The sequence below is a fragment of the Streptosporangium sp. NBC_01810 genome (genome assembly GCF_035917355.1).
In the GTDB taxonomy this organism is placed as follows: Bacteria; Actinomycetota; Actinomycetes; order Streptosporangiales; family Streptosporangiaceae; genus Streptosporangium.
Map to the genome: position 1 here is coordinate 4,703,798 of NZ_CP109070.1, position 17,664 is coordinate 4,721,461.

Below are 17,664 nucleotides of genomic sequence, written 5' to 3' on the forward strand. Positions count from 1 at the left end.
GCCCCGGGAACCTGGGTTCCCGGGGCCGCGCCGTGTGGCTCCTCAGTCGAGGTAGTCGCGAAGCATCTGCGCCCTCGTCGGGTGGCGTAGCTTGGCGAGGGTCTTCGACTCGATCTGGCGGATGCGTTCACGCGTCACGCCGAACTCCCTGCCGACCTCCTCCAGCGTCCGGGGGTGGCCGTCCGCGAGCCCGAAGCGCAGCTGGATGATGCGCTGTTCACGATCTGAGAGCGTCGCGAGGATGTCGTCGAGCTGGTCCTGCAACATGATGAAGGCCGCCGCCTCCATCGGGACCACCGCGTCCGCGTCCTCGATGAAGTCACCGAGGTCGGAGTCCTCCTCACCGATCGGCGACTGGAGCGAGACCGGCTCCTGGGCGATCCGCTGGATCTCGATCACCCTGTCGATCGGCAGGTCCATCTCCAGGGCGATCTCCTCGGGCGCCGGCTCGCGGCCGAGGTCCTGGTGAAGCTGACGCTGGACGCGCACCAGCTTGTTGATCGTCTCGACCATGTGCACCGGAATCCGAATGGTGCGCGCCTGGTCCGCGATGGCCCTGGTGATCGCCTGGCGAATCCACCAGGTGGCATATGTGGAGAACTTGTAGCCCTTGGTGTAGTCGAATTTCTCGACCGCCCGGATGAGCCCGAGGTTGCCCTCCTGGATGAGGTCCAGGAACAGCATCCCGCGTCCCACATATCTTTTGGCGATTGACACGACCAGCCGCAGATTGGCCTCGATCAGCCGCTGTTTGGCCCGTGTGCCCTGCCAGGCGAGCTCCTTGAACTCCGGGAAGACCAGACGCGAGACGACGCTGGTCAGCTTGTCCTCGGCGAACAGGCCCGCCTCGATGGACTTGGCGAGCTCCACCTCCTCCTCGGCCGTGAGCAGGGGCACACGGCCGATCTCCCGCAGGTAGATCCGGACGAGATCGCTGGTAGGAGCCCTTTTTCCGACATCCTCCTCATCGGACCGGGCGGGCTCCTCGTCGCTCTGGGGCTCAAGGACCTCCACTCCCTGCTCGGCGAGCATGCGAACGACGCGCTCAAGCGCGTCGGACGGCAGCTCGGACTTGTCGAGAGCGGCGGCCACGTCATCGACCGTGACGCTTCCGCGCTCTCTTCCCTTCGTGACGAGGTCGGCCACCTGGTCTACCGATGGCGGCCCACTTGGCAGCACCGATGCACCCACGGGAGACAGTCTGCTGTATTGGGTCCCCTAAATGGCAGACCTATTTTTGTCACCGAAGGTAAGGCCGCGATCATTATCGGATCGAGACCTTATTCGGGTTTGGTGGAATCGCCTCGCGGATATTAAAGCCAATTACGCGGTCAGCTCGCGGCGGCGCGTTCCCTCAGCACGCGCCGCTGCTGCTCGAGCGCGACCAATTCCGCGTACAACCGCTTGTAATCCTCCGGCGCCTCGACGGGATTGGTCCGCTCCATGCGTGATTTGAGCTGATCGAGCACCCGAGTGACGGTGATCAACTCAAGTGCCACCAGCAGTCCCGCCGCGTACCGTTCCTCACTTGTCAGGTCGGCGCGGATCTCCTCGACCGCGAAACGCGTCAGGAGTCCCCGCAGGGAGTCGTTCACGCCGCCCAGCAACCGGTCCACCCATTCCCGCCCGCCGGCTCCGGCCGCCGCCGTGCCGCCCGCGTCGGCGATGAGCTTGTAGAGGGCGAGATGTTCGGGAAGGGTGAACGCCTCCCCGCCCATCACGTCGAACTCCGGGCCGAGCAGCGCGGGACGTTGCACCGCCAGTTTGAGAATCTCGGCCTCGGTCCTGACCGTGGGGTCGGTCAGGTCGGCGATCTTCCTCGGCCTGGCCTTCTGGCGGGGACCCGGTTGTGCCCGCAGGGACACCTCCATGATCCGGTCCAGCACGAAGCCCTCGTCGTTGAAACCGAGCCAGCGGTCCAGGCTCACCGCGTACAGCTTGCGCAGTCCCTGGTCCTTGATCCGGGCCACGATGGGTGCCGCGGCGTCGAGCCCGGCGAGCCGCCCCTCGTTGGTGCTCGCGTCGTAGCGGGAGATCACGCTGCGAATGGCGAAGGCGAACAGCGGTTCCCTGCCGGCGATCAGGTCGCGTACGGCCGCATCGCCATGCCTGATGCGCAGGTCGCACGGGTCGAGCCCGTCCGCCTGCACCGCCACGAAGGTCTGGGTGGCGAACTTCTGCTCGTCGGCGAAGGCGCGCAGCGCCGCCTTCTGCCCGGCGGAATCGCCGTCGAAGGTGAAGACCACCTCGCCCTGGGAGCCCGTGTGGTCGAGCAGCAGCCGCCGGAGCACCTTGATGTGCTCCTCGCCGAACGCGGTGCCGCAGGTGGCCACCGCCGTCGGCACGCCCGACAGGTGACAGGCCATCACGTCGGTGTAGCCTTCGACGATCACGGCCTGGGAGCGCTTGGAGATCTCACGCTTGGCCAGGTCCACACCGTAGAGGACCTCACTCTTCTTATAGAGCGGGCTTTCTGGAGTGTTCAAGTATTTCGGCCCGTCTTCGGCGTCATTCAACTTCCGCGCGCCGAAACCAATGACATCACCGGTTATATCGCGAATAGGCCAGACCAGCCGTCCCCGGAAGCGGTCGATCGGACCGCGCCGCCCCTCCTTGGCCAGTCCTCCCTTGATCAGCTCCGCGCTGGTGAACCCCCTGGCCATCAGATGCCGCGAGAGCGCCTCCCACTCGGCCGGGGCGTACCCGACGCCGAAACGCTCGGCGTCGACCCTCTCGAACCCGCGCTCCGACAGGAACCTGCGCCCGATCGCGGCGTCGGGCGCGGCCAGCTTCGAGACGTAGAACTCGGCCGCCGCCCGATGGGCCTCGATCAGGCGGGTGCGCTCGCCCTGCTCGCGCCCCGGGACGTAGCCGCCCTGCTCGTAGCGGAGCTGGATGCCCGCCCGGACGGCCAGCCGCTCGACCGCCTCGCCGAACGACAGGTGCTCCAGACGCCGGACGAAGGTGATGACGTCACCTCCCTCGGCGCAGCCGAAGCAGTACCAGTAACCCCGGGTGGGGGTCACGTTGAACGACGGGCTCTTCTCCTCATGAAAGGGGCAGAGCCCCTTCAGGTTGCCGCCGCCCGCGTTGCGAAGCTGGATGTGCTCGCCCACGATGTCGGCGATCGGTGAGCGCTCCCGTACGAGCGCGATGTCCTCGTCACTGATCCGGCCTGCCACGCCGCGAGTCTAGTCCGGCCCCCTGACAGGTCGGAGCAGTCGGCCCGGTCCGCCTTCCGACACGTGGGAGCAGTCGGCCCGGTCCGCCTTCCGACACGTGGGAGCGGTGCCGCCGGGACGGGACGGACAGGAGGAACGATGACTTTCCCAAAGAGGTCGTGACCAACCATGACGTCGGTTACAAAGGTAAAGGTGGATTTTCGATAATGTACGCGGGTGGAGATCATGCGATCGGGGCAAAAGACACGATTGGCCGCTGTGACAGGTGCGGTGCTCGTTACCGGAGCCTGCGCGTCGCCAGGTGGGGTGGCGGGCATCGGCACGGTGACTCCGAGCTTCGAGGCCGCCGCCGGGGCGCCGGCCTCGGTCACCGCGACCATGCCCGAGGCGACGCCGACTCCCGCCCCGCAGACGGCGGTCGACCGTCCCAAGCCCGACCCCCCGGTGCAGATTCCGCCGCCGAAGGTTTCCGAACACACCTACGTCTTCCCGGTGAAGGGCTGCTCGGTCGACTACCAGCGCAAGCTCCTGGTGCTGCCCAAGACCACGATCTGGGCGGCCAAGGGCTGTTCCTTCGTCTCACCGGTGGACGGCGTGGTCGACGAGGTCAACGTCAAGAACCGCTGGAAGCCCTCCACCGATCACGGTGCCGCCCGTGAGGGGCGCTTCGTCACGATCATCGGCGACGACGGCGTGCGCTACCTGGGCGGTCACCTGGACAAGGTCGCCCCGGAGATCAGGCCGGGGCTGCGCGTCAGCGCCGGCCGGCTCCTGGGCCAGATCGGCAACTCGGGCAATGCCCGCTCCATGGCCAGCAACCTCTATTTCGCGATCTCCTGGAAGACCGACCCCTCGCTGTGGTGGATCCGCCGGGGCATGGTCAAGCCGTGGAACTACCTGGACGCCTGGTCGAAGGGCAACCCCACGTTCTCCCCGGCCGACGAGATGCGGGCCGTGATGAAACGGACCGGGGCGGCTCCCAGGTGCGTCACCCTCTGCGCGTCGAAGCCGGCGCCGACGAAGAAGCCCTCCAAAAAGCCGGAGAAGCCGCCGGAGCCGGAGCCGGAGCAGGTCACGCTGGGCGGTGGCTGAGCGCGACGGCGACCGCCCTCAGGAGGTCAGCGACCCGCCAGGTGTCGGTGCCAGGCGACCGCGGAGGTGTCGGTGAGCGAGGCGATCTGGTCGATGACCACGCGTAGTCGATCGGCGTCCCTCTCGGCCCTGGTGAAGGCGGGCCTGAACGCCGGTTCCAGGGTGCCGGGGGCGCCCAGCATGATCTGGTGGGCCAGATCGTGGATCAGCTCGCGCTGCCTGGCCTGGTTGGCGTTGTGCGCGTCGCTGGCCATCACGTAGTGGGCGGTGACCCCCTTCAGCAGCGCGCACTCCAGCCGGGTGGCTCTGGGCACGATCAGGTCGGCACTGTAGCGCCCGGCAGCCGGGCCGTACGCCTCGCGGGTGGCCACCTCGGCGGACCTGCAGAAGTGGCCGATCAGCGAGCTGGTGAGCCCCTTGATCGCGGCGAGGTCGGTGAGCGAGCGGTCGAAGTGGCGGGGCCAGAGCGGCTGGGTGATCAGGCGTCCGAAGAGATCCTCCAGCTCGCCGGGCTCGACGTCGGGGGCGTACCACTCGCGGGTGGTCGCGCAGACCTCGCGGCGCTCCGCCGGGTCGCGCATCGCCTCCAGCACCACGTTGCCGGAGTGCAGGGCGTCTTCCAGGTCGTGCACGGAGTAGGCGACGTCGTCGGCCCAGTCCATGATCTGGGCTTCGAAGCTGACCCGCCCCTCGGGCGCGCCCTCCCTGATCCACTCGAAGACCGGCAGGTCATCGTCGTAGACGCAGTACTTGGCACTTCTTTCCCTGGTCCACGGATACTTGACCGCCGCGTCCAGGGAGGCGCGGGTGAGGTTGAGGCCGGCGCTACGGCCGTCCTCGGTGACCACCTTGGCCTCCAGCCGGGTCAGCAGACGCAGGCTCTGCGCGTTGCCCTCGAAGCCGCCGCACCCGGCGGCGAGTTCGTTGAGCGCCGTCTCCCCGTTGTGACCGAACGGCGGGTGGCCGAGGTCATGGGCCAGGCAGGCGGTCTCCACCAGGTCGGGATTCCGGCCGAGCGTCTCGCCCATCTCCCTGCCGATCTGGGCGCACTCCAGCGAGTGGGTCAGGCGGGTACGGGGGATGTGCTGGCCACTGCCGAAGGTCTCTCCCGGGCCGACGACCTGGGTCTTGGCGGCGAGCCGCCGCAGCCCGGCGCTGTGCAGCACCCGCGCCCGATCCCGCCCGAACGGGTTTCTGCCGGGGTTGCCGGGCGGTTCCGGCACCCATCTGACCTGGTCGTGTTCGTCATAACCATGCATAAGTGCAGTGATTTTATCCGCGAAAAGAGCGTGCTATGCGGAACGGCAAGAAAACACCTGGTTACCGGGCCGGTGACCTTCATCCTCGGCTCGTACCGGACCCCGCGGCCGCCCCGGTGAGATGGGACGACCACGGGGCCCGGGCTTCACGGGTGTTCCCTCCGGCGGTGCCGGAGGCGAAACACCCGTGAAGCCCGGGCGGGATCCGAAAGGTCACACACCCGTGAAGCCCGGGCGGGATCCGAAAGGTCAGCGAGTGTCGGATCCGTCGCAGACCAGGGAGGCGCGGGCGGCCTCCAGGCGGGCTACCGGAACACGGAACGGCGAGCAGGACACGTAGTCCATACCCACCTGGTGGCAGAAGTGGATCGAGTCCGGGTCTCCGCCGTGCTCGCCACAGATACCCAGCTTCAGGTCGGGCCGGACCTTGCGGCCCTCCTCGGCGGCGATGGTGACGAGCCTGCCGACACCGTCACGGTCCAGGGTCTCGAACGGGGAGACGCCGAAGACACCGAGCTCAAGGTATTTGGAGAAGAACGCGGCCTCGACATCGTCGCGGGAGAAGCCCCAGGTCATCTGGGTCAGGTCGTTGGTACCGAAGGAGAAGAACTGGGCGGCCTCGGCGATCTGGCCGGCGGTCAGCGCCGCGCGCGGCACCTCGATCATCGTGCCGATCAGCGCCTCGACCCCGGCCTCGGCGAGGATCTTCCGCGCCTCGTCCTTGACGTGCTCCAGCTCCTGTACGGCGGCCACGAGCGGAATCATGATCTCCGCGCGACTGCCCGGCACGGCCTTGGCCGCCGCCGCGATCGCCCGGACCTGCATGGCGAACACACCGGGGATGACCAGGCCGAGCCGTACACCGCGCAGGCCCAGCATCGGGTTCTGCTCGTGGAGCCGCTTGAGCGCGGCCAGCAGCTCGCGGTCCTTCCGGTCGGCCGCGTCGCCCGCGAGGGCGACCTTCACCGACAGCTCGGTGAAGTCGGGCAGGAACTCGTGGAGCGGCGGGTCGATCAGGCGGATCGTGACGGGCAGCCCCTCCATCGTCTGGAAGATCTCCGTGAAGTCCGCCCGCTGCAGCGGCTCCAGCGCGGCCAGCGCCCGCTCACGCTCCGCCTCGGAGGTGGCCAGCACCAGGTCCTCGACCAGGCTGCGGCGCTCGCCGAGGAACATGTGCTCGGTACGGCAGAGCCCGATGCCCTGGGCACCGAACCTGCGCGCCCTGGCGGAGTCCTCGGCGTTGTCGGCGTTGGCGCGCACGGCCAGCCGGCGTACCTCGTCGGCGTGGGACATGATCCGGTGCACGGCGCCGACGAGCTCGTCGTCCTGGTCACCGGAGCCCTCGAAGTACTCCACGATCGGGGAGGGGACCACGGGCACCTCGCCGAGATAGACGGCCCCGCTGCTACCGTCGATGGAGATGACGTCTCCCTCGGAGACCACAACGCCGGAAGACGTGGTGAACCTGCGATTCCTGACCGAGACCTCCAGCTCCTCGGCCCCGCAGACGCAGGTCTTGCCCATGCCCCTGGCGACCACGGCGGCGTGCGAGGTCTTGCCGCCGCGACTCGTCAGGACGCCCTGGGCGGCGATCATCCCGGCCAGGTCGTCGGGGTTGGTCTCCCTGCGGACCAGGATGACCGCCTCTCCTTGCGCGGCGAGCTCGACGGCCCGCTCGGTGGAGAAGACGGCCTTGCCGACGGCCGCGCCCGGTGAGGCGTTCATCCCCTTGGCGATCATCTCGGCGCCGGATTCGCTGGTGAAGCGGGGGAACATGAGCTGGGCCAGCTGGTCGCCGGTCACCCGGGTCACGGCCTCGTCGAGGTTGATCACACCCTGGTCGACGAGTTGCACGGCGATGCGGAAGGCCGCGCCCGCGGTCCGCTTGCCCACCCGGGTCTGGAGCATCCAGAGCCTGCCGCGCTCGACGGTGAACTCGATGTCGCACAGGTCGCGGTAGTGGTTCTCCAGCGTCTCCATGGTGTGCATGAGCTCGTCGTAGACGGCCTTGTCGAGGCTCTCCAGCTCCTGCAACGGCATGGTGTTGCGGATGCCCGCGACCACGTCCTCACCCTGGGCGTTCTGCAGGTAGTCGCCGTAGACGCCCTGCTGGCCGGTACCGGGGTCACGAGTGAAGGCCACACCGGTGCCGGAGTCCATGCCACAGTTGCCGAAGACCATCGAGCAGACGCTGACCGCCGTGCCCAGGTCGGCCGGGATGCGTTCCTGACGGCGGTAGAGGACGGCTCGCGGGGCGTTCCACGACTTGAACACGGCCTCCACCGCCATGTTCATCTGCTGGTGGGGATCCGCGGGGAAGTCCTCACCGGTCTGGGCGCGGACGATGCCCTTGTAGGTCGCGACCAGGCGCCGGAAGTCGGCCGCCTCCAGCTCCAGGTCGTGGCGGCCGGCCTTGAGCTCCTCCAGGGCCTCGTCGAAAAGCTCGCCGTCGATGCCCTGGACGGTCTTGCCGAACATCTGGATGAGGCGCCGGTAGGAGTCCCAGGCGAAACGCTCGTTGCCGCTCGCCTGCTTGGCCAGTCCGTGGACCGAGTCGTCGTTCAGACCGATGTTGAGAACGGTCTCCATCATGCCGGGCATGGAGAACGCGGCGCCTGAGCGCACGCTCACCAGGAGCGGGTTGTCAGCCTGGCCCAACCGGCGCCCCATCTTGGTCTCCAGCGCGGCCAGGTGCGCCGAGACCTCCTCCTGCATTCCCCCGGGAATCACCCCGTCCCGCAGGAAGCTCTGGCATGCCTCGGTGGTGATGGTGAAGCCGGGGGGCACCGGCAGCCCGAGATTGGTCATCTCGGCGAGGTTCGCCCCCTTACCGCCAAGCAGACCTTTGAGATCTTTGTTGCCCTCGGTGAAGTCGTAAACGTACTTGGGCACGGTTGCTCCTTCTTCGACTTCAGAACGGCGTCCAGTCCCGCCTCCCTGCGGACTCTACCGACGAACAAGGCGACGAAACAGTACCCAATGCGCAACACTGCATTTTCCCAGTTCAGAGCAGATAAACTGGTCTAATCCAATTCAAATCTAGATCAAATACACGAGGGTATTGACCGCTTCGAGAATCGGCTTATATCAATTGATGTGGGCTGGTTTCCCTAGTATTCGACCCTGTTCACGGCGGGTTCAGCGACCGGCCCGGCATCGCACGCCGCCACCCGGGGCAGGCTTCCGGTGCAATGCCGCAGGGCACGGGGAGCGGCCTTTACGAACCTTCCCGCAGCCGATACCCCCTGCTGATCACGGTCTCGATCACACCCTCGGCGCCGAGCTTGCGCCGCAGATTGCCGACCGTCACCCGTACGGTGTTGCTGAGGGGGTCGGCGTGCTCGTCCCAGACATGCTCAAGCAGTTCCTCAGCCGAGACCACGTGCCCGTAGTGGGCCATCAGGTAGTGCAGCACGCCGAACTCCTTGGGGGTGAGCCCCAACTCCCGGCCCCTCGCGCGAGCCTGCGCCCTGGAGACGTCCAGCCGCAGGTCCCCCACCTGCAAGATCGCGGTGCCGCCGCTCGGCTCCCCGTGCGGCAACGCGCTCACCCTGGCCAGCAGTTCGGGAAAGGCGAACGGTTTGACCAGGTAGTCGTCGGGTCCCTCGTCCAGTCCGAGGACCCGGTCGTCCAGCCGGTCCCGCGCGGTCACCATGATGATCCGCGCGGCCCCGCCGTTGGCGGTCCGCCGCAGCGCGCGGCACAGCTCGAAGCCGTCGCGGCCGGACAGGTCGAGATCGAGCAGGACCACGTCGTACGGGTCGAGTTGGAGCCGCTGTTTGGCCTGCGCCGTGTCGCGGGCGACGCAGACCGTGTAACCAGCCCGGACGAACCCCACTCGCAGGGCTTCGACCAGGTCTTTCTCATCCTCGACAACGAGCAGTCGCATGGTACGAACCTAGATCGTGCACGGCCCGAAACGCGGCTGCCACCGCCGTCCCCGCCTCCGTCGCTCCCGTGTCGTCGCGGAGCGGGTCGTTTCTCAGTCGTTGAGGTGCTGGCGGAGGTAGGGCTCGACCTGGTCGAGGGCCACGCGCTTCTGGGCCATCGAGTCACGCTCACGGACGGTGACCGCCTGGTCGTCGAGAGTGTCGAAGTCGACGGTGATGCAGAACGGCGTGCCGATCTCGTCCTGGCGGCGGTAGCGGCGGCCGATCGCACCCGCGTCGTCGAACTCGACGTTCCACCGGCGGCGGAGCTGGGCCGCCAGGTCCTTGGCCTTGGGCGACAGGTCGGCGTTGCGCGACAGCGGGAGCACCGCGACCTTGACCGGCGCGAGCCTGTGGTCGAGCCGCATGACCGTGCGCTTCTCCATGACGCCCTTGGCGTTGGGCGCCTCGTCCTCGGTGTAGGCGTCGATCAGGAAGGTGAGCGTGGCGCGGTCGACACCGGCGGCCGGCTCGATCACGTACGGGACGTAGCGCTCGCCGGTGTCCTGCTCGAAGAAGCTGAGGTCGGTGCCGGAGGCCTTGCCGTGCGCGGTCAGGTCGAAGTCCGTGCGGTTGGCGATGCCCTCAAGCTCGCCCCACTCGCTGCCGGTGAAGTTGAAGCGGTACTCGATGTCGACGGTCCGCTTGGAGTAGTGAGAGAGCTTCTCCTGCGGGTGCTCGTAGATGCGCAGGTTGTCGGGGGTGATGCCCAGATCGGTGTACCAGCGGAAGCGCTCGTCGATCCAGTACTGGTGCCACTCCTCGTCGCTGCCCGGCTTGACGAAGAACTCCATCTCCATCTGCTCGAACTCACGGGTGCGAAAGATGAAGTTGCCCGGAGTGATCTCGTTACGGAACGACTTGCCGATCTGGCCGATGCCGAACGGGATCTTCCTGCGCGCCGACTGCTGCACGTTGAGGTAGTTGATGAAGATGCCCTGGGCGGTCTCCGGCCGCAGGTAGGCGAGGCCCGACTCGTCCTCGACCGCGCCGAGGTAGGTCTTCAGCAGGCCGCTGAACTGCTTGGGAGTGGTGAATGAGCCCTTGTTGCCACAGTTGGGGCAGGTGATGTCGGCCAGGCCGTTGGCGGGCGGCTTGCCGTGCTTCTCCTCGTACGACTCTTCGAGGTGGTCGGCGCGGTAGCGCTTGTGACACGACTGGCACTCGGTCAGCGGGTCGGTGAAGGTGTCCACGTGGCCACTGGCCTGCCACACCTCGCGAGCCAAAATCACACAGGAGTCGAGACCGACCACGTCGTCACGGCCCTGCACCACGGTCTTCCACCACTGCCGCTTCACGTTGTTCTTGAGCTCCACGCCCAGCGGACCGTAGTCCCACGACGCGCGCAGGCCGCCGTAGATCTCGCTGGAGGGATACACAAGACCACGCCGCTTGGCGAGGCTGACGATGGTGTCCATGATGTCCGTACGGCGTGCCATAAGGGAAAATCTCCATCCGGCTGGAGGTCGGCGAGGAATTGATTGAGTCTCCAGCTTAGGGGAGACGGCCCCTCGGGACGTGCGCATAAACCATGACGCCCGCCTCACTCCGGCAAAGCTTCCACGGAACCTCAGGGACGGCCGACGTCCTCGAACGCGCTGGGCTCGTTGATCATGAGCGTCATCAGCGGATACATCGCCATCCGCGCCGCGCCCAGCGCCCTGCGGTAGAACCCGGCGCCCTCCCACTCGCTGACCAGCGCCCACAGCTCCGGCTCGTCCACCGATCTCGACACCCTGCCGCGCAGGTAACCCGGCTGCTCCGCCAGCGTGTCGATGATCTCGTGGGCCCCGGCCAGAAACTCCTCGGTCCGGCCGGACGGTACCGAATAGCGGATGAGAGCAAGCATCCGCCCAGCATGCCAGAGCCCGCCCCCCGCCCCGCGACATCCCGTAGGGCCACGATGACGTTAGGCTCGACTCGTGGCCGACAAGCGTGGGAAACGCCCCGCACACCCGCTGGCACAGTCCCGCCCCAGGCAGGGCAAACGCCCGCTGCCGGCGGGTGAGCAGTTCTTCACGCCGGGGGCGACCGGGCTGCGAAAGAAGGCCGAGCGGCGCAGCGCGGCCCCGCTCGTCTTCCTGTTCCAGCTCCCCCGGTGGATCGCCCCGGTGGTGCTGGTGATCCTCCTGTTGACCGGCTTCGCGGTGCCGTCCTTCTGGGGTGGCATCGCCGTGCTTCCGGTGATCGGGTTCGTCGGCTGGCTCGCCTACATGTCGTGGCCGTCCCTGGGGGCCGGGGGCCGCCTGCTGCGTGTCGCGCTGCTCACCTTCCTGATCCTGCTCGCCGCCGACCGCTTCGGCGCCTTCTGACGCCACCTCGCCCTCGCCCCGGGCGTGGCGGCGCCCGTACGTCGCGGGCACCCGGCGCGTGGAGCCGTCACACCGGGGGTGATCGGGCTGACGTGGGTGTCCCCCCCGTCCGCCGGGCCGGCGGGTTCCCTGACCTCGGCGCCGTCGATCACAGGGTCGGCGATCACTGGGGCGGCGATCACTGGGGCGGCGATCACTGGGGCGGCGATCACTGGGGCGGCGATCACGGAGTCAGTGATCACAGGGGCGGCGATCACGAGGCCGACGATCATGGGGGTGGCGCACGGTTTTGACAACCGTTTTCATTTGCGCGCATACTGGGTGACATGATGTCCGAGTCCTCCCGACGTATCCGCATACGTAACGCGAGCCTGGTCGCGTCCGCCGCCCTTGTCGCCGCCACCACCGCCTGCGGCGCCGAAATCGGCTCAACCGATGAATCGCCCGGGGGGGCGTCAGGCGCCTCCGCGACGGGCAAGCCCGTCGTCACCGCGGCCATGTATCCCCTGCAGTGGCTCACCGAGCGGGTCGGCGGCCCCGACGTGGCCGTCACCGGCCTGACCAAGCCCGGCGTCGAGCCACACGACCTGGAGCTGTCCCCGCTCCAGGTGGCCGGGTTGCAGGAGACGAGGCTCGTCGTCTACATCAAGGGCGTTCAGCCGGCCGTGGACGAGGCGGTCGAACAGCACGCCGCCGACCGGGGCTTCGACGTGGCCTCCTCGGTCCCGACCCTGCCCGCGACCGAGGAGGAGGGCCACGACGGCGAGGAGGGACACGGCCACGAGGAGGCCGGCCACGACCCCCATCTCTGGCTCGACCCGGCCCGCTTCGCGACGGTCGCCACCAAGCTCGGCGAGAGGCTCGCCGTCGTCGACCCCGCGCACGCGCCGGGCTACCGGGAGCGTGCCGCCGGAGCCGCGGCCGACCTCACCGCCCTGGACGGCGAGCTGGCCAAGGGCCTGGCCACGTGTTCCTCACGCGCGATCGTCACCAGCCACGCCGCGTTCGGCTACCTCGCCAACCGCTACAAGCTCCACCAGATCGGCATCAGCGGCATCGATCCCGACGCCGAGCCCTCTCCCGCACGCCTCGCCGAAGTGTCAAAAGTGGCTAAGCAGGAGAAAGTGACTACGATTTTCACCGAGACTCTCGTCAGACCGAAGGTCGCCGAGGTTCTCGCCCAGGAGGTCGGCGCGAAGACCGCGGTCCTCGACCCGGTCGAAAGCCGGCCGGCGACCGGCGACTACCTGTCCGCCATGCGCCAGAACCTCACAGCCCTCCAATCGGCACTCAGCTGCTCCTGAAGGCCAGACGTGACATCCAGCAAAACGGTTTTCACCATGAACGGCGGCAGGGTCAACCTGGACCGCCGCCCGGTGCTCCGCGGGATCGACCTGTCCGTCGAGCCGGGTGAGGCGGTGGCGGTGCTCGGTGCGAACGGGTCGGGGAAGTCAACCCTCATCCGCGCCCTGCTCGGCCTCATCCCCCTGTCCGGCGGCGAGACCCTCCTGTACGACAGACCCCCCGCCCGGTTCCGCGAGTGGTGGCGAATCGGCTACGTGCCCCAGCGGCTCTCGGTGGGCGGCGGCGTGCCGACCACGATCCGCGAGGTCGTCGCCTCGGGACGGATCGCCAGGCAGCGACGCCTGCGGCCGGCCCGCGCGGCCGATCGGGAGGCGACGGACAGGGCGCTGGCCGCCGTCGGCCTGGCCCATCGCGCCTCCGACCCGGTGCAGACCCTGTCCGGCGGCCAGCAGCAGCGGGTGCTGATCGCCCGCGCCCTCGCCGGGGAGCCCGACACCTTCGTCATGGACGAACCCACCGCCGGCGTCGACTCCGGGAGCCAGATGCTCCTGGCCGAGACCCTGTCCACGCTCGTGGAGCAGGGCAAGACGGTCCTGCTGGTCGCGCACGAGCTCGGCCCGCTGGAACCCCTGATCACCCGCGCGGTGGTCCTGCGGGACGGGTACGTCTGCCACGACGGCCCGCCGCCCCAGGCGGTCGGCACTCACGCGCTGCCCGGCCACGACCACGTGCACCCGCACGCCGAGGAGGAGCCCGTGAGCCCGCTCGACTGGAGGCCCTCGTCGTGATCGAGCTTCTGCAGTTCGACTTCATGCGGCGGGCGCTGATCGCCGCCCTCCTGGTCGGCCTGGTCGCCCCCGCCATCGGCACGTTCATGGTCCAGCGCCGCCTGGCCCTGCTGGGCGACGGCATCGGGCACGTCGCGCTGACCGGCGTGGCCCTGGGCTTCCTGACCGGGACCGCCCCGGTGCTGACCGCCGTACTGGTCTCCGTGCTCGGCGCCGTGGCCATCGAAGTGGTCCGCGCACGCGGCAGGACCAGCGGTGACGTGGCGCTCGCGCTGCTGTTCTACGGCGGCATCGCCGGAGGGGTGCTGCTCATCTCGCTGGCCCCCGGCGGCAGCAACGCCACCTTGATGTCCTACCTGTTCGGCTCGATCAGCAGCGTCCCCGTCGAGGACGTGTGGGTGATCGGCCTGCTGGCGGCGGCGGTCCTCGGCGTGCTGGCCGTCTTCGGGCGGGAGCTCTACGTGCTCTGCCAGGACGAGGAGGTCGCCAAGGCCAGCGGCCTGCCGGTCCGCTTCCTCAGCCTGCTGATCGCCGTGACCGCCGCGCTGACCGTGGTCATCGCCATGCGCGTCGTAGGATTGCTTCTGGTCAGCGCGCTGATGGTGGTGCCGGTGGCGACCAGCCAGCAGCTCACCCGAGGTTTCGTGAGCACGATGCTGCTTTCCATGCTTTTCGGGATGATCGCCACGGTCGGTGGCCTGACCTCCTCCTTCTACGTCGAGGTCCCGCCGGGTGCGATCATCGTGATCGTCGCTCTCACCGGGTTCGTCCTCGCCCTCGGGCTCGGTAGATTCATACGCCGAAGCCGACCCCAGGAGTCCAGCTCATGAGCAACAGGCGTGATGCCGTCCACGCGGTCCTCCGTCAGAGCGAGGGTTTCCGCAGTGCGCAGGACGTCTACGCGGAGATGCGCGCGGAAGGCGCCAAGATCGGACTGACCACCGTCTACCGGGCGCTCCAGGCGCTCGCCGACACCGGTCACGTCGACATGCTGAGAACCGACGACGGTGAGTCGGTCTATCGGGCGTGTGCCAGCGGCGACCACCACCACCATCTGGTCTGCCGCATGTGCGGCCGTACCGTGGAGGTGGCCGGACCCGCGGTGGAGCGCTGGGCCGAGGCCATCGGCTCCGAGCACGGGTTCACCGAGGTCACCCACACGGTGGAGATCTTCGGGACCTGTGCCTCCTGCTCCACAGCCGCCAAACCGGCCCATGCGCCGAGCCGCGTCTGAGCCCGCCGGATCCTCACCACCCGGGGAAACGCACCGGGCCGCGTCTGAGCCCGCCGGATCCTCACCACTCGGGGAAACGCACCGGGCGACGGGGGCGTACCGGACGTGGAGCCGCTGAAGATCATGCCGGCTGGGTGTTCACAGGGCGTGCCACGGCGATGTGCGCGAGAGAGAACGAGAGAGAGAAGGCGCGAAGGTCCGCCGGAGAGATACGCTTCCGACACGGCAAGCCACCGCGAGCCTCACGCTGTAACCGCTTTCTACAGGAGTCAACATGCCATTCGGACATGACATGGTGCACTCACTCGCCACCGCGGTCGACCTGGTCAACACCTCCCCCTCCACCGGAGGCGAGGACACCCTGACCGATCTGCGGGAACTGGGCGACTTCGTGGCACGCTGGGAGGTCAGCGGGATCGGTGAGCTGGACGCGGGCGACCTGGCCGAGGTGCGCGCCCTGCGCGAGGCCTTCCACAAGGTCTTCACCGCCCCGGACCAGCCCACCGCGGTCATCCGGCTGAACACCCTGCTGAGCGGGACCCGCATCACCCCGCGCCTGGCGGAGCACGACGGCCACCCCCTGCACGTCCACTACTTCGCGCCGGACGCCTCACTCGACGAGCACCTGGCGGCCGACATCGGGGTCGCCCTGGCCCACCTGCTCGTCGAGGACGAGTGGGAGCGCCTGCGCACCTGCTCGGCGCCCGACTGCGACCATGTCTTCGTGGACGAGTCCCGCAACCGTTCGCGGGTCTACTGCGACAGCCGCACCTGCGGGAACCGCATGCACGTGGCCGCCTACCGTGCGCGACGCCGGGCCTGAGGTCACTCGCCGCCCGTACCCGCTCCGGCGTTGGACCGGGCGCGCCTCCTGGCCCGTCGAGGGCGCCCGGAAGACACCATTGTCATTCCGCGGTCGCGTTCGGCACGGCTCCGCCGTACCTCCTGTCGCGCTTGGCGTATGTCTCGCAGGCCTGCCACAGATCACGGCGGTCGAAGTCGGGCCAGAGACGGTTGAGGAAGACCATCTCGGCGTACGCCGTCTGCCAGATCAGGAAGTTGGAGATGCGCTGTTCGCCCGAGGAGCGCACGAACAGGTCGACGTCGGGGATCTGCGGCTCGTCCAGGTAACGGGCGAAGGTCTCCTCCTTCACCCGGCCCGGCTTGACCCGCCCCTCGGCGATGTCCTGCGCCAGGCGCAGGGCGGCGTCCACGATCTCGGCGCGGCCGCCGTAGTTGACGCAGAACTGCAGGGTCAGGGTGGAGTTGCCCTCGGTCATCTGCTCGGCGTCGCGCAGTTCCTGGATGACGCTTCGCCACAGCCGTCCGGGGCGGCCCGCCCAGCGGACCCGCACGCCCATCGCGTGGAGCTGGTCCCTGCGTCGGCGGATGACGTCGCGGTTGAAACCCATCAGGAAACGGACCTCGTCCGGGGAGCGCTTCCAGTTCTCCGTGGAGAAGGCGTAGGCCGACAGGTAGGGGATGCCGAGCTCGATCGCGCCCTCGATCACGTCGAAGAGCGACGCCTCGCCCGCCTTGTGGCCCTCGGTACGGGGCAGGCCGCGCTGCTTGGCCCACCGGCCGTTGCCGTCCATCACGATCGCCACGTGCCGCGGCACGAGGTCACGCGGGATCGGGGGCGGGATTGCACCGGAGGGGTGCGGGACGGGCGGGCGGACGTTCACGTGGCGAGTTCCCTTTCTACGTGTCGAAGAGAGCGTATGCCGTGTTCGAGGTGCCACTGGAGATACGCGGCGACCAGGCCGCTGCACTCCGCGCGGTGCCTGGCCCCCGATGCGTCGGCGGTGAGCCAGTCCCCCTTGAGCAACGCCACCATCAGGGCCAGGGTCTCCCCCTCCGGCACCGCCGCGCCCGCGGGACGGCAGGCCCCGCACACCACACCGCCGGCCACGATGGCGAAGGCCCGCACCGAGACCGCCTTGCACCGGGCACAGGCCTCCAGGGCGGGGGCGTAACCGGCGACCGCGAGAGAGCGCAGGAAGTAGGCGTCCAGGACGAGCCTGGCCTCGTGGGCGCCCGAGCCGAGCGTGCGCAGGCCGCCGACCAGCAGCAGGAACTGGCGGAGCGCCGGTTCCTTCTCCCCCATGATCAGGCGGTCGGCGGTCTCCAGCATGGCGATGCCCGCCGTGTAGCGCGGGTAGTCTGCGACGAGTGGCCGGCCGTACGGCTGGATGGTCTCGGCTTGAGTGATCACGTCGAGGGTGCGGCCGGTGTGGAGCTGGAGATCGACATGGGTGAACGGTTCGAGCCGACTGCCAAATCGTGATGTCGTGCGCCGGACGCCCTTGGCGACCCCTCGGATCTTGCCCGTCCGCCGGGTCAGGACTGTGACGATGCGATCGGCCTCGCCCAGCTTGTGGGTGCGCAGCACGATGCCGTCGTCACGGTACAGACTCACCCGCACAGTGTAGTGGGGGCGTGGGGCGATTCACTTGGCAGAGGTGCAACCATGATCAAACGACACGGATAGATCACTGGTGCGTGTTGTTCACCTAAAACTCACTAAACTTTGGCCTCTGGCGAAATACATCCCCCGCTACAC

The 17,664-nt window shown here is 68.3% G+C and carries 16 protein-coding genes; 7 read left to right on the top strand and 9 right to left on the bottom strand.

Annotated elements, in window-relative coordinates; all coding sequences use genetic code 11:
- Positions 1–42: 42 nt before the first annotated feature.
- On the bottom strand, positions 43–1,179 hold the full coding sequence (rpoD, locus tag OIE13_RS20370) for an RNA polymerase sigma factor RpoD (RefSeq protein ID WP_326647010.1): 1,137 nt from the start codon (positions 1,177–1,179) through the stop codon (positions 43–45).
- A 152-nt stretch (positions 1,180–1,331) separates the two neighbouring features.
- Positions 1,332–3,182 carry a DNA primase gene (gene dnaG, locus OIE13_RS20375; RefSeq protein ID WP_326637498.1) on the bottom strand — a complete coding sequence of 617 codons (1,851 nt, stop codon included), beginning with the start codon at positions 3,180–3,182 and terminating at the stop codon, positions 1,332–1,334.
- Between the two features lie 258 nt (positions 3,183–3,440).
- Between dnaG and OIE13_RS20380 the strand changes: the two genes are divergently transcribed.
- Complete coding sequence (locus tag OIE13_RS20380; RefSeq protein WP_326828567.1) at positions 3,441–4,274, top strand: M23 family metallopeptidase; 834 nt, start codon at positions 3,441–3,443, stop codon at positions 4,272–4,274.
- Between the two features lie 26 nt (positions 4,275–4,300).
- Here the strand turns inward: OIE13_RS20380 and OIE13_RS20385 are convergent, their stop codons facing one another.
- The 5 genes from OIE13_RS20385 to OIE13_RS20405 form a co-directional block, all read right to left on the bottom strand.
- Positions 4,301–5,533 (bottom strand): deoxyguanosinetriphosphate triphosphohydrolase, encoded by a 1,233-nt coding sequence (locus OIE13_RS20385; RefSeq protein WP_326637494.1) that lies wholly within the window; start codon positions 5,531–5,533, stop codon positions 4,301–4,303.
- A 249-nt stretch (positions 5,534–5,782) separates the two neighbouring features.
- The gene (gene ppdK / locus OIE13_RS20390; protein ID WP_326828568.1) at positions 5,783–8,425 is read right to left on the bottom strand and encodes a pyruvate, phosphate dikinase; all 2,643 of its coding nucleotides are present in this window, start codon (positions 8,423–8,425) and stop codon (positions 5,783–5,785) included.
- Between the two features lie 325 nt (positions 8,426–8,750).
- A complete protein-coding gene (locus OIE13_RS20395; protein ID WP_326828569.1) occupies positions 8,751–9,422 on the bottom strand; it encodes a response regulator transcription factor in 672 nt (223 codons plus the stop codon).
- A 93-nt stretch (positions 9,423–9,515) separates the two neighbouring features.
- Positions 9,516–10,901, bottom strand: a complete 1,386-nt coding sequence (locus OIE13_RS20400; RefSeq protein ID WP_326637489.1) for a glycine--tRNA ligase — start codon at positions 10,899–10,901, stop codon at positions 9,516–9,518.
- A gap of 131 nt (positions 10,902–11,032) precedes the next feature.
- Positions 11,033–11,311 carry an antibiotic biosynthesis monooxygenase family protein gene (locus tag OIE13_RS20405; protein WP_326637487.1) on the bottom strand — a complete coding sequence of 93 codons (279 nt, stop codon included), beginning with the start codon at positions 11,309–11,311 and terminating at the stop codon, positions 11,033–11,035.
- Between the two features lie 73 nt (positions 11,312–11,384).
- Here OIE13_RS20405 and OIE13_RS20410 point away from each other — a divergent pair, with 73 nt between their 5' ends.
- The 6 genes from OIE13_RS20410 to OIE13_RS20435 all read left to right on the top strand — a co-directional run bounded on the left by OIE13_RS20410 (position 11,385) and on the right by OIE13_RS20435 (position 15,924).
- Positions 11,385–11,774, top strand: coding sequence for a DUF6703 family protein (locus OIE13_RS20410; RefSeq protein ID WP_326637485.1), 390 nt, complete (start codon positions 11,385–11,387; stop codon positions 11,772–11,774).
- A gap of 326 nt (positions 11,775–12,100) precedes the next feature.
- Positions 12,101–13,078 carry a metal ABC transporter substrate-binding protein gene (locus tag OIE13_RS20415; RefSeq protein WP_326637483.1) on the top strand — a complete coding sequence of 326 codons (978 nt, stop codon included), beginning with the start codon at positions 12,101–12,103 and terminating at the stop codon, positions 13,076–13,078.
- A gap of 36 nt (positions 13,079–13,114) precedes the next feature.
- Positions 13,115–13,867, top strand: a complete 753-nt coding sequence (locus OIE13_RS20420; protein ID WP_326647009.1) for a metal ABC transporter ATP-binding protein — start codon at positions 13,115–13,117, stop codon at positions 13,865–13,867.
- Positions 13,864–14,697, top strand: a complete 834-nt coding sequence (locus OIE13_RS20425) for a metal ABC transporter permease (protein WP_326637482.1) — start codon at positions 13,864–13,866, stop codon at positions 14,695–14,697. Before OIE13_RS20420 ends, OIE13_RS20425 begins: the two co-directional genes overlap by 4 nt.
- On the top strand, positions 14,694–15,101 hold the full coding sequence (locus OIE13_RS20430) for a Fur family transcriptional regulator (RefSeq protein WP_326637480.1): 408 nt from the start codon (positions 14,694–14,696) through the stop codon (positions 15,099–15,101). Before OIE13_RS20425 ends, OIE13_RS20430 begins: the two co-directional genes overlap by 4 nt.
- A gap of 274 nt (positions 15,102–15,375) precedes the next feature.
- Positions 15,376–15,924 (top strand): CGNR zinc finger domain-containing protein, encoded by a 549-nt coding sequence (locus OIE13_RS20435; protein WP_326637478.1) that lies wholly within the window; start codon positions 15,376–15,378, stop codon positions 15,922–15,924.
- Positions 15,925–16,006: 82 nt separating this feature from the next.
- Here the strand turns inward: OIE13_RS20435 and OIE13_RS20440 are convergent, their stop codons facing one another.
- Entirely contained in the window at positions 16,007–16,786 is a 780-nt protein-coding gene (locus OIE13_RS20440) for an isoprenyl transferase (protein ID WP_326828570.1), read from the bottom strand.
- Positions 16,783–17,520 carry a DNA repair protein RecO gene (gene recO / locus OIE13_RS20445; RefSeq protein WP_326637474.1) on the bottom strand — a complete coding sequence of 246 codons (738 nt, stop codon included), beginning with the start codon at positions 17,518–17,520 and terminating at the stop codon, positions 16,783–16,785. The genes OIE13_RS20440 and recO overlap by 4 nt, the downstream gene beginning before the upstream one ends.
- Positions 17,521–17,664 lie beyond the last annotated feature (144 nt).

Bases quoted from the DNA above. Each gene is read 5' to 3' on its own strand.
- OIE13_RS20400 (WP_326637489.1), bottom strand. From the start codon at position 10,901: ATGGCACGCCGTACGGACATCATGGACACCATCGTCAGCCTCGCCAAG.
- OIE13_RS20420 (WP_326647009.1), top strand. From the start codon at position 13,115: ATGAACGGCGGCAGGGTCAACCTGGACCGCCGCCCGGTGCTCCGCGGG.
- OIE13_RS20415 (WP_326637483.1), top strand. From the start codon at position 12,101: ATGATGTCCGAGTCCTCCCGACGTATCCGCATACGTAACGCGAGCCTG.
- OIE13_RS20395 (WP_326828569.1), bottom strand. From the start codon at position 9,422: ATGCGACTGCTCGTTGTCGAGGATGAGAAAGACCTGGTCGAAGCCCTG.
- OIE13_RS20430 (WP_326637480.1), top strand. From the start codon at position 14,694: ATGAGCAACAGGCGTGATGCCGTCCACGCGGTCCTCCGTCAGAGCGAG.
- OIE13_RS20405 (WP_326637487.1), bottom strand. From the start codon at position 11,311: ATGCTTGCTCTCATCCGCTATTCGGTACCGTCCGGCCGGACCGAGGAG.
- OIE13_RS20385 (WP_326637494.1), bottom strand. From the start codon at position 5,533: ATGCATGGTTATGACGAACACGACCAGGTCAGATGGGTGCCGGAACCG.
- OIE13_RS20435 (WP_326637478.1), top strand. From the start codon at position 15,376: ATGCCATTCGGACATGACATGGTGCACTCACTCGCCACCGCGGTCGAC.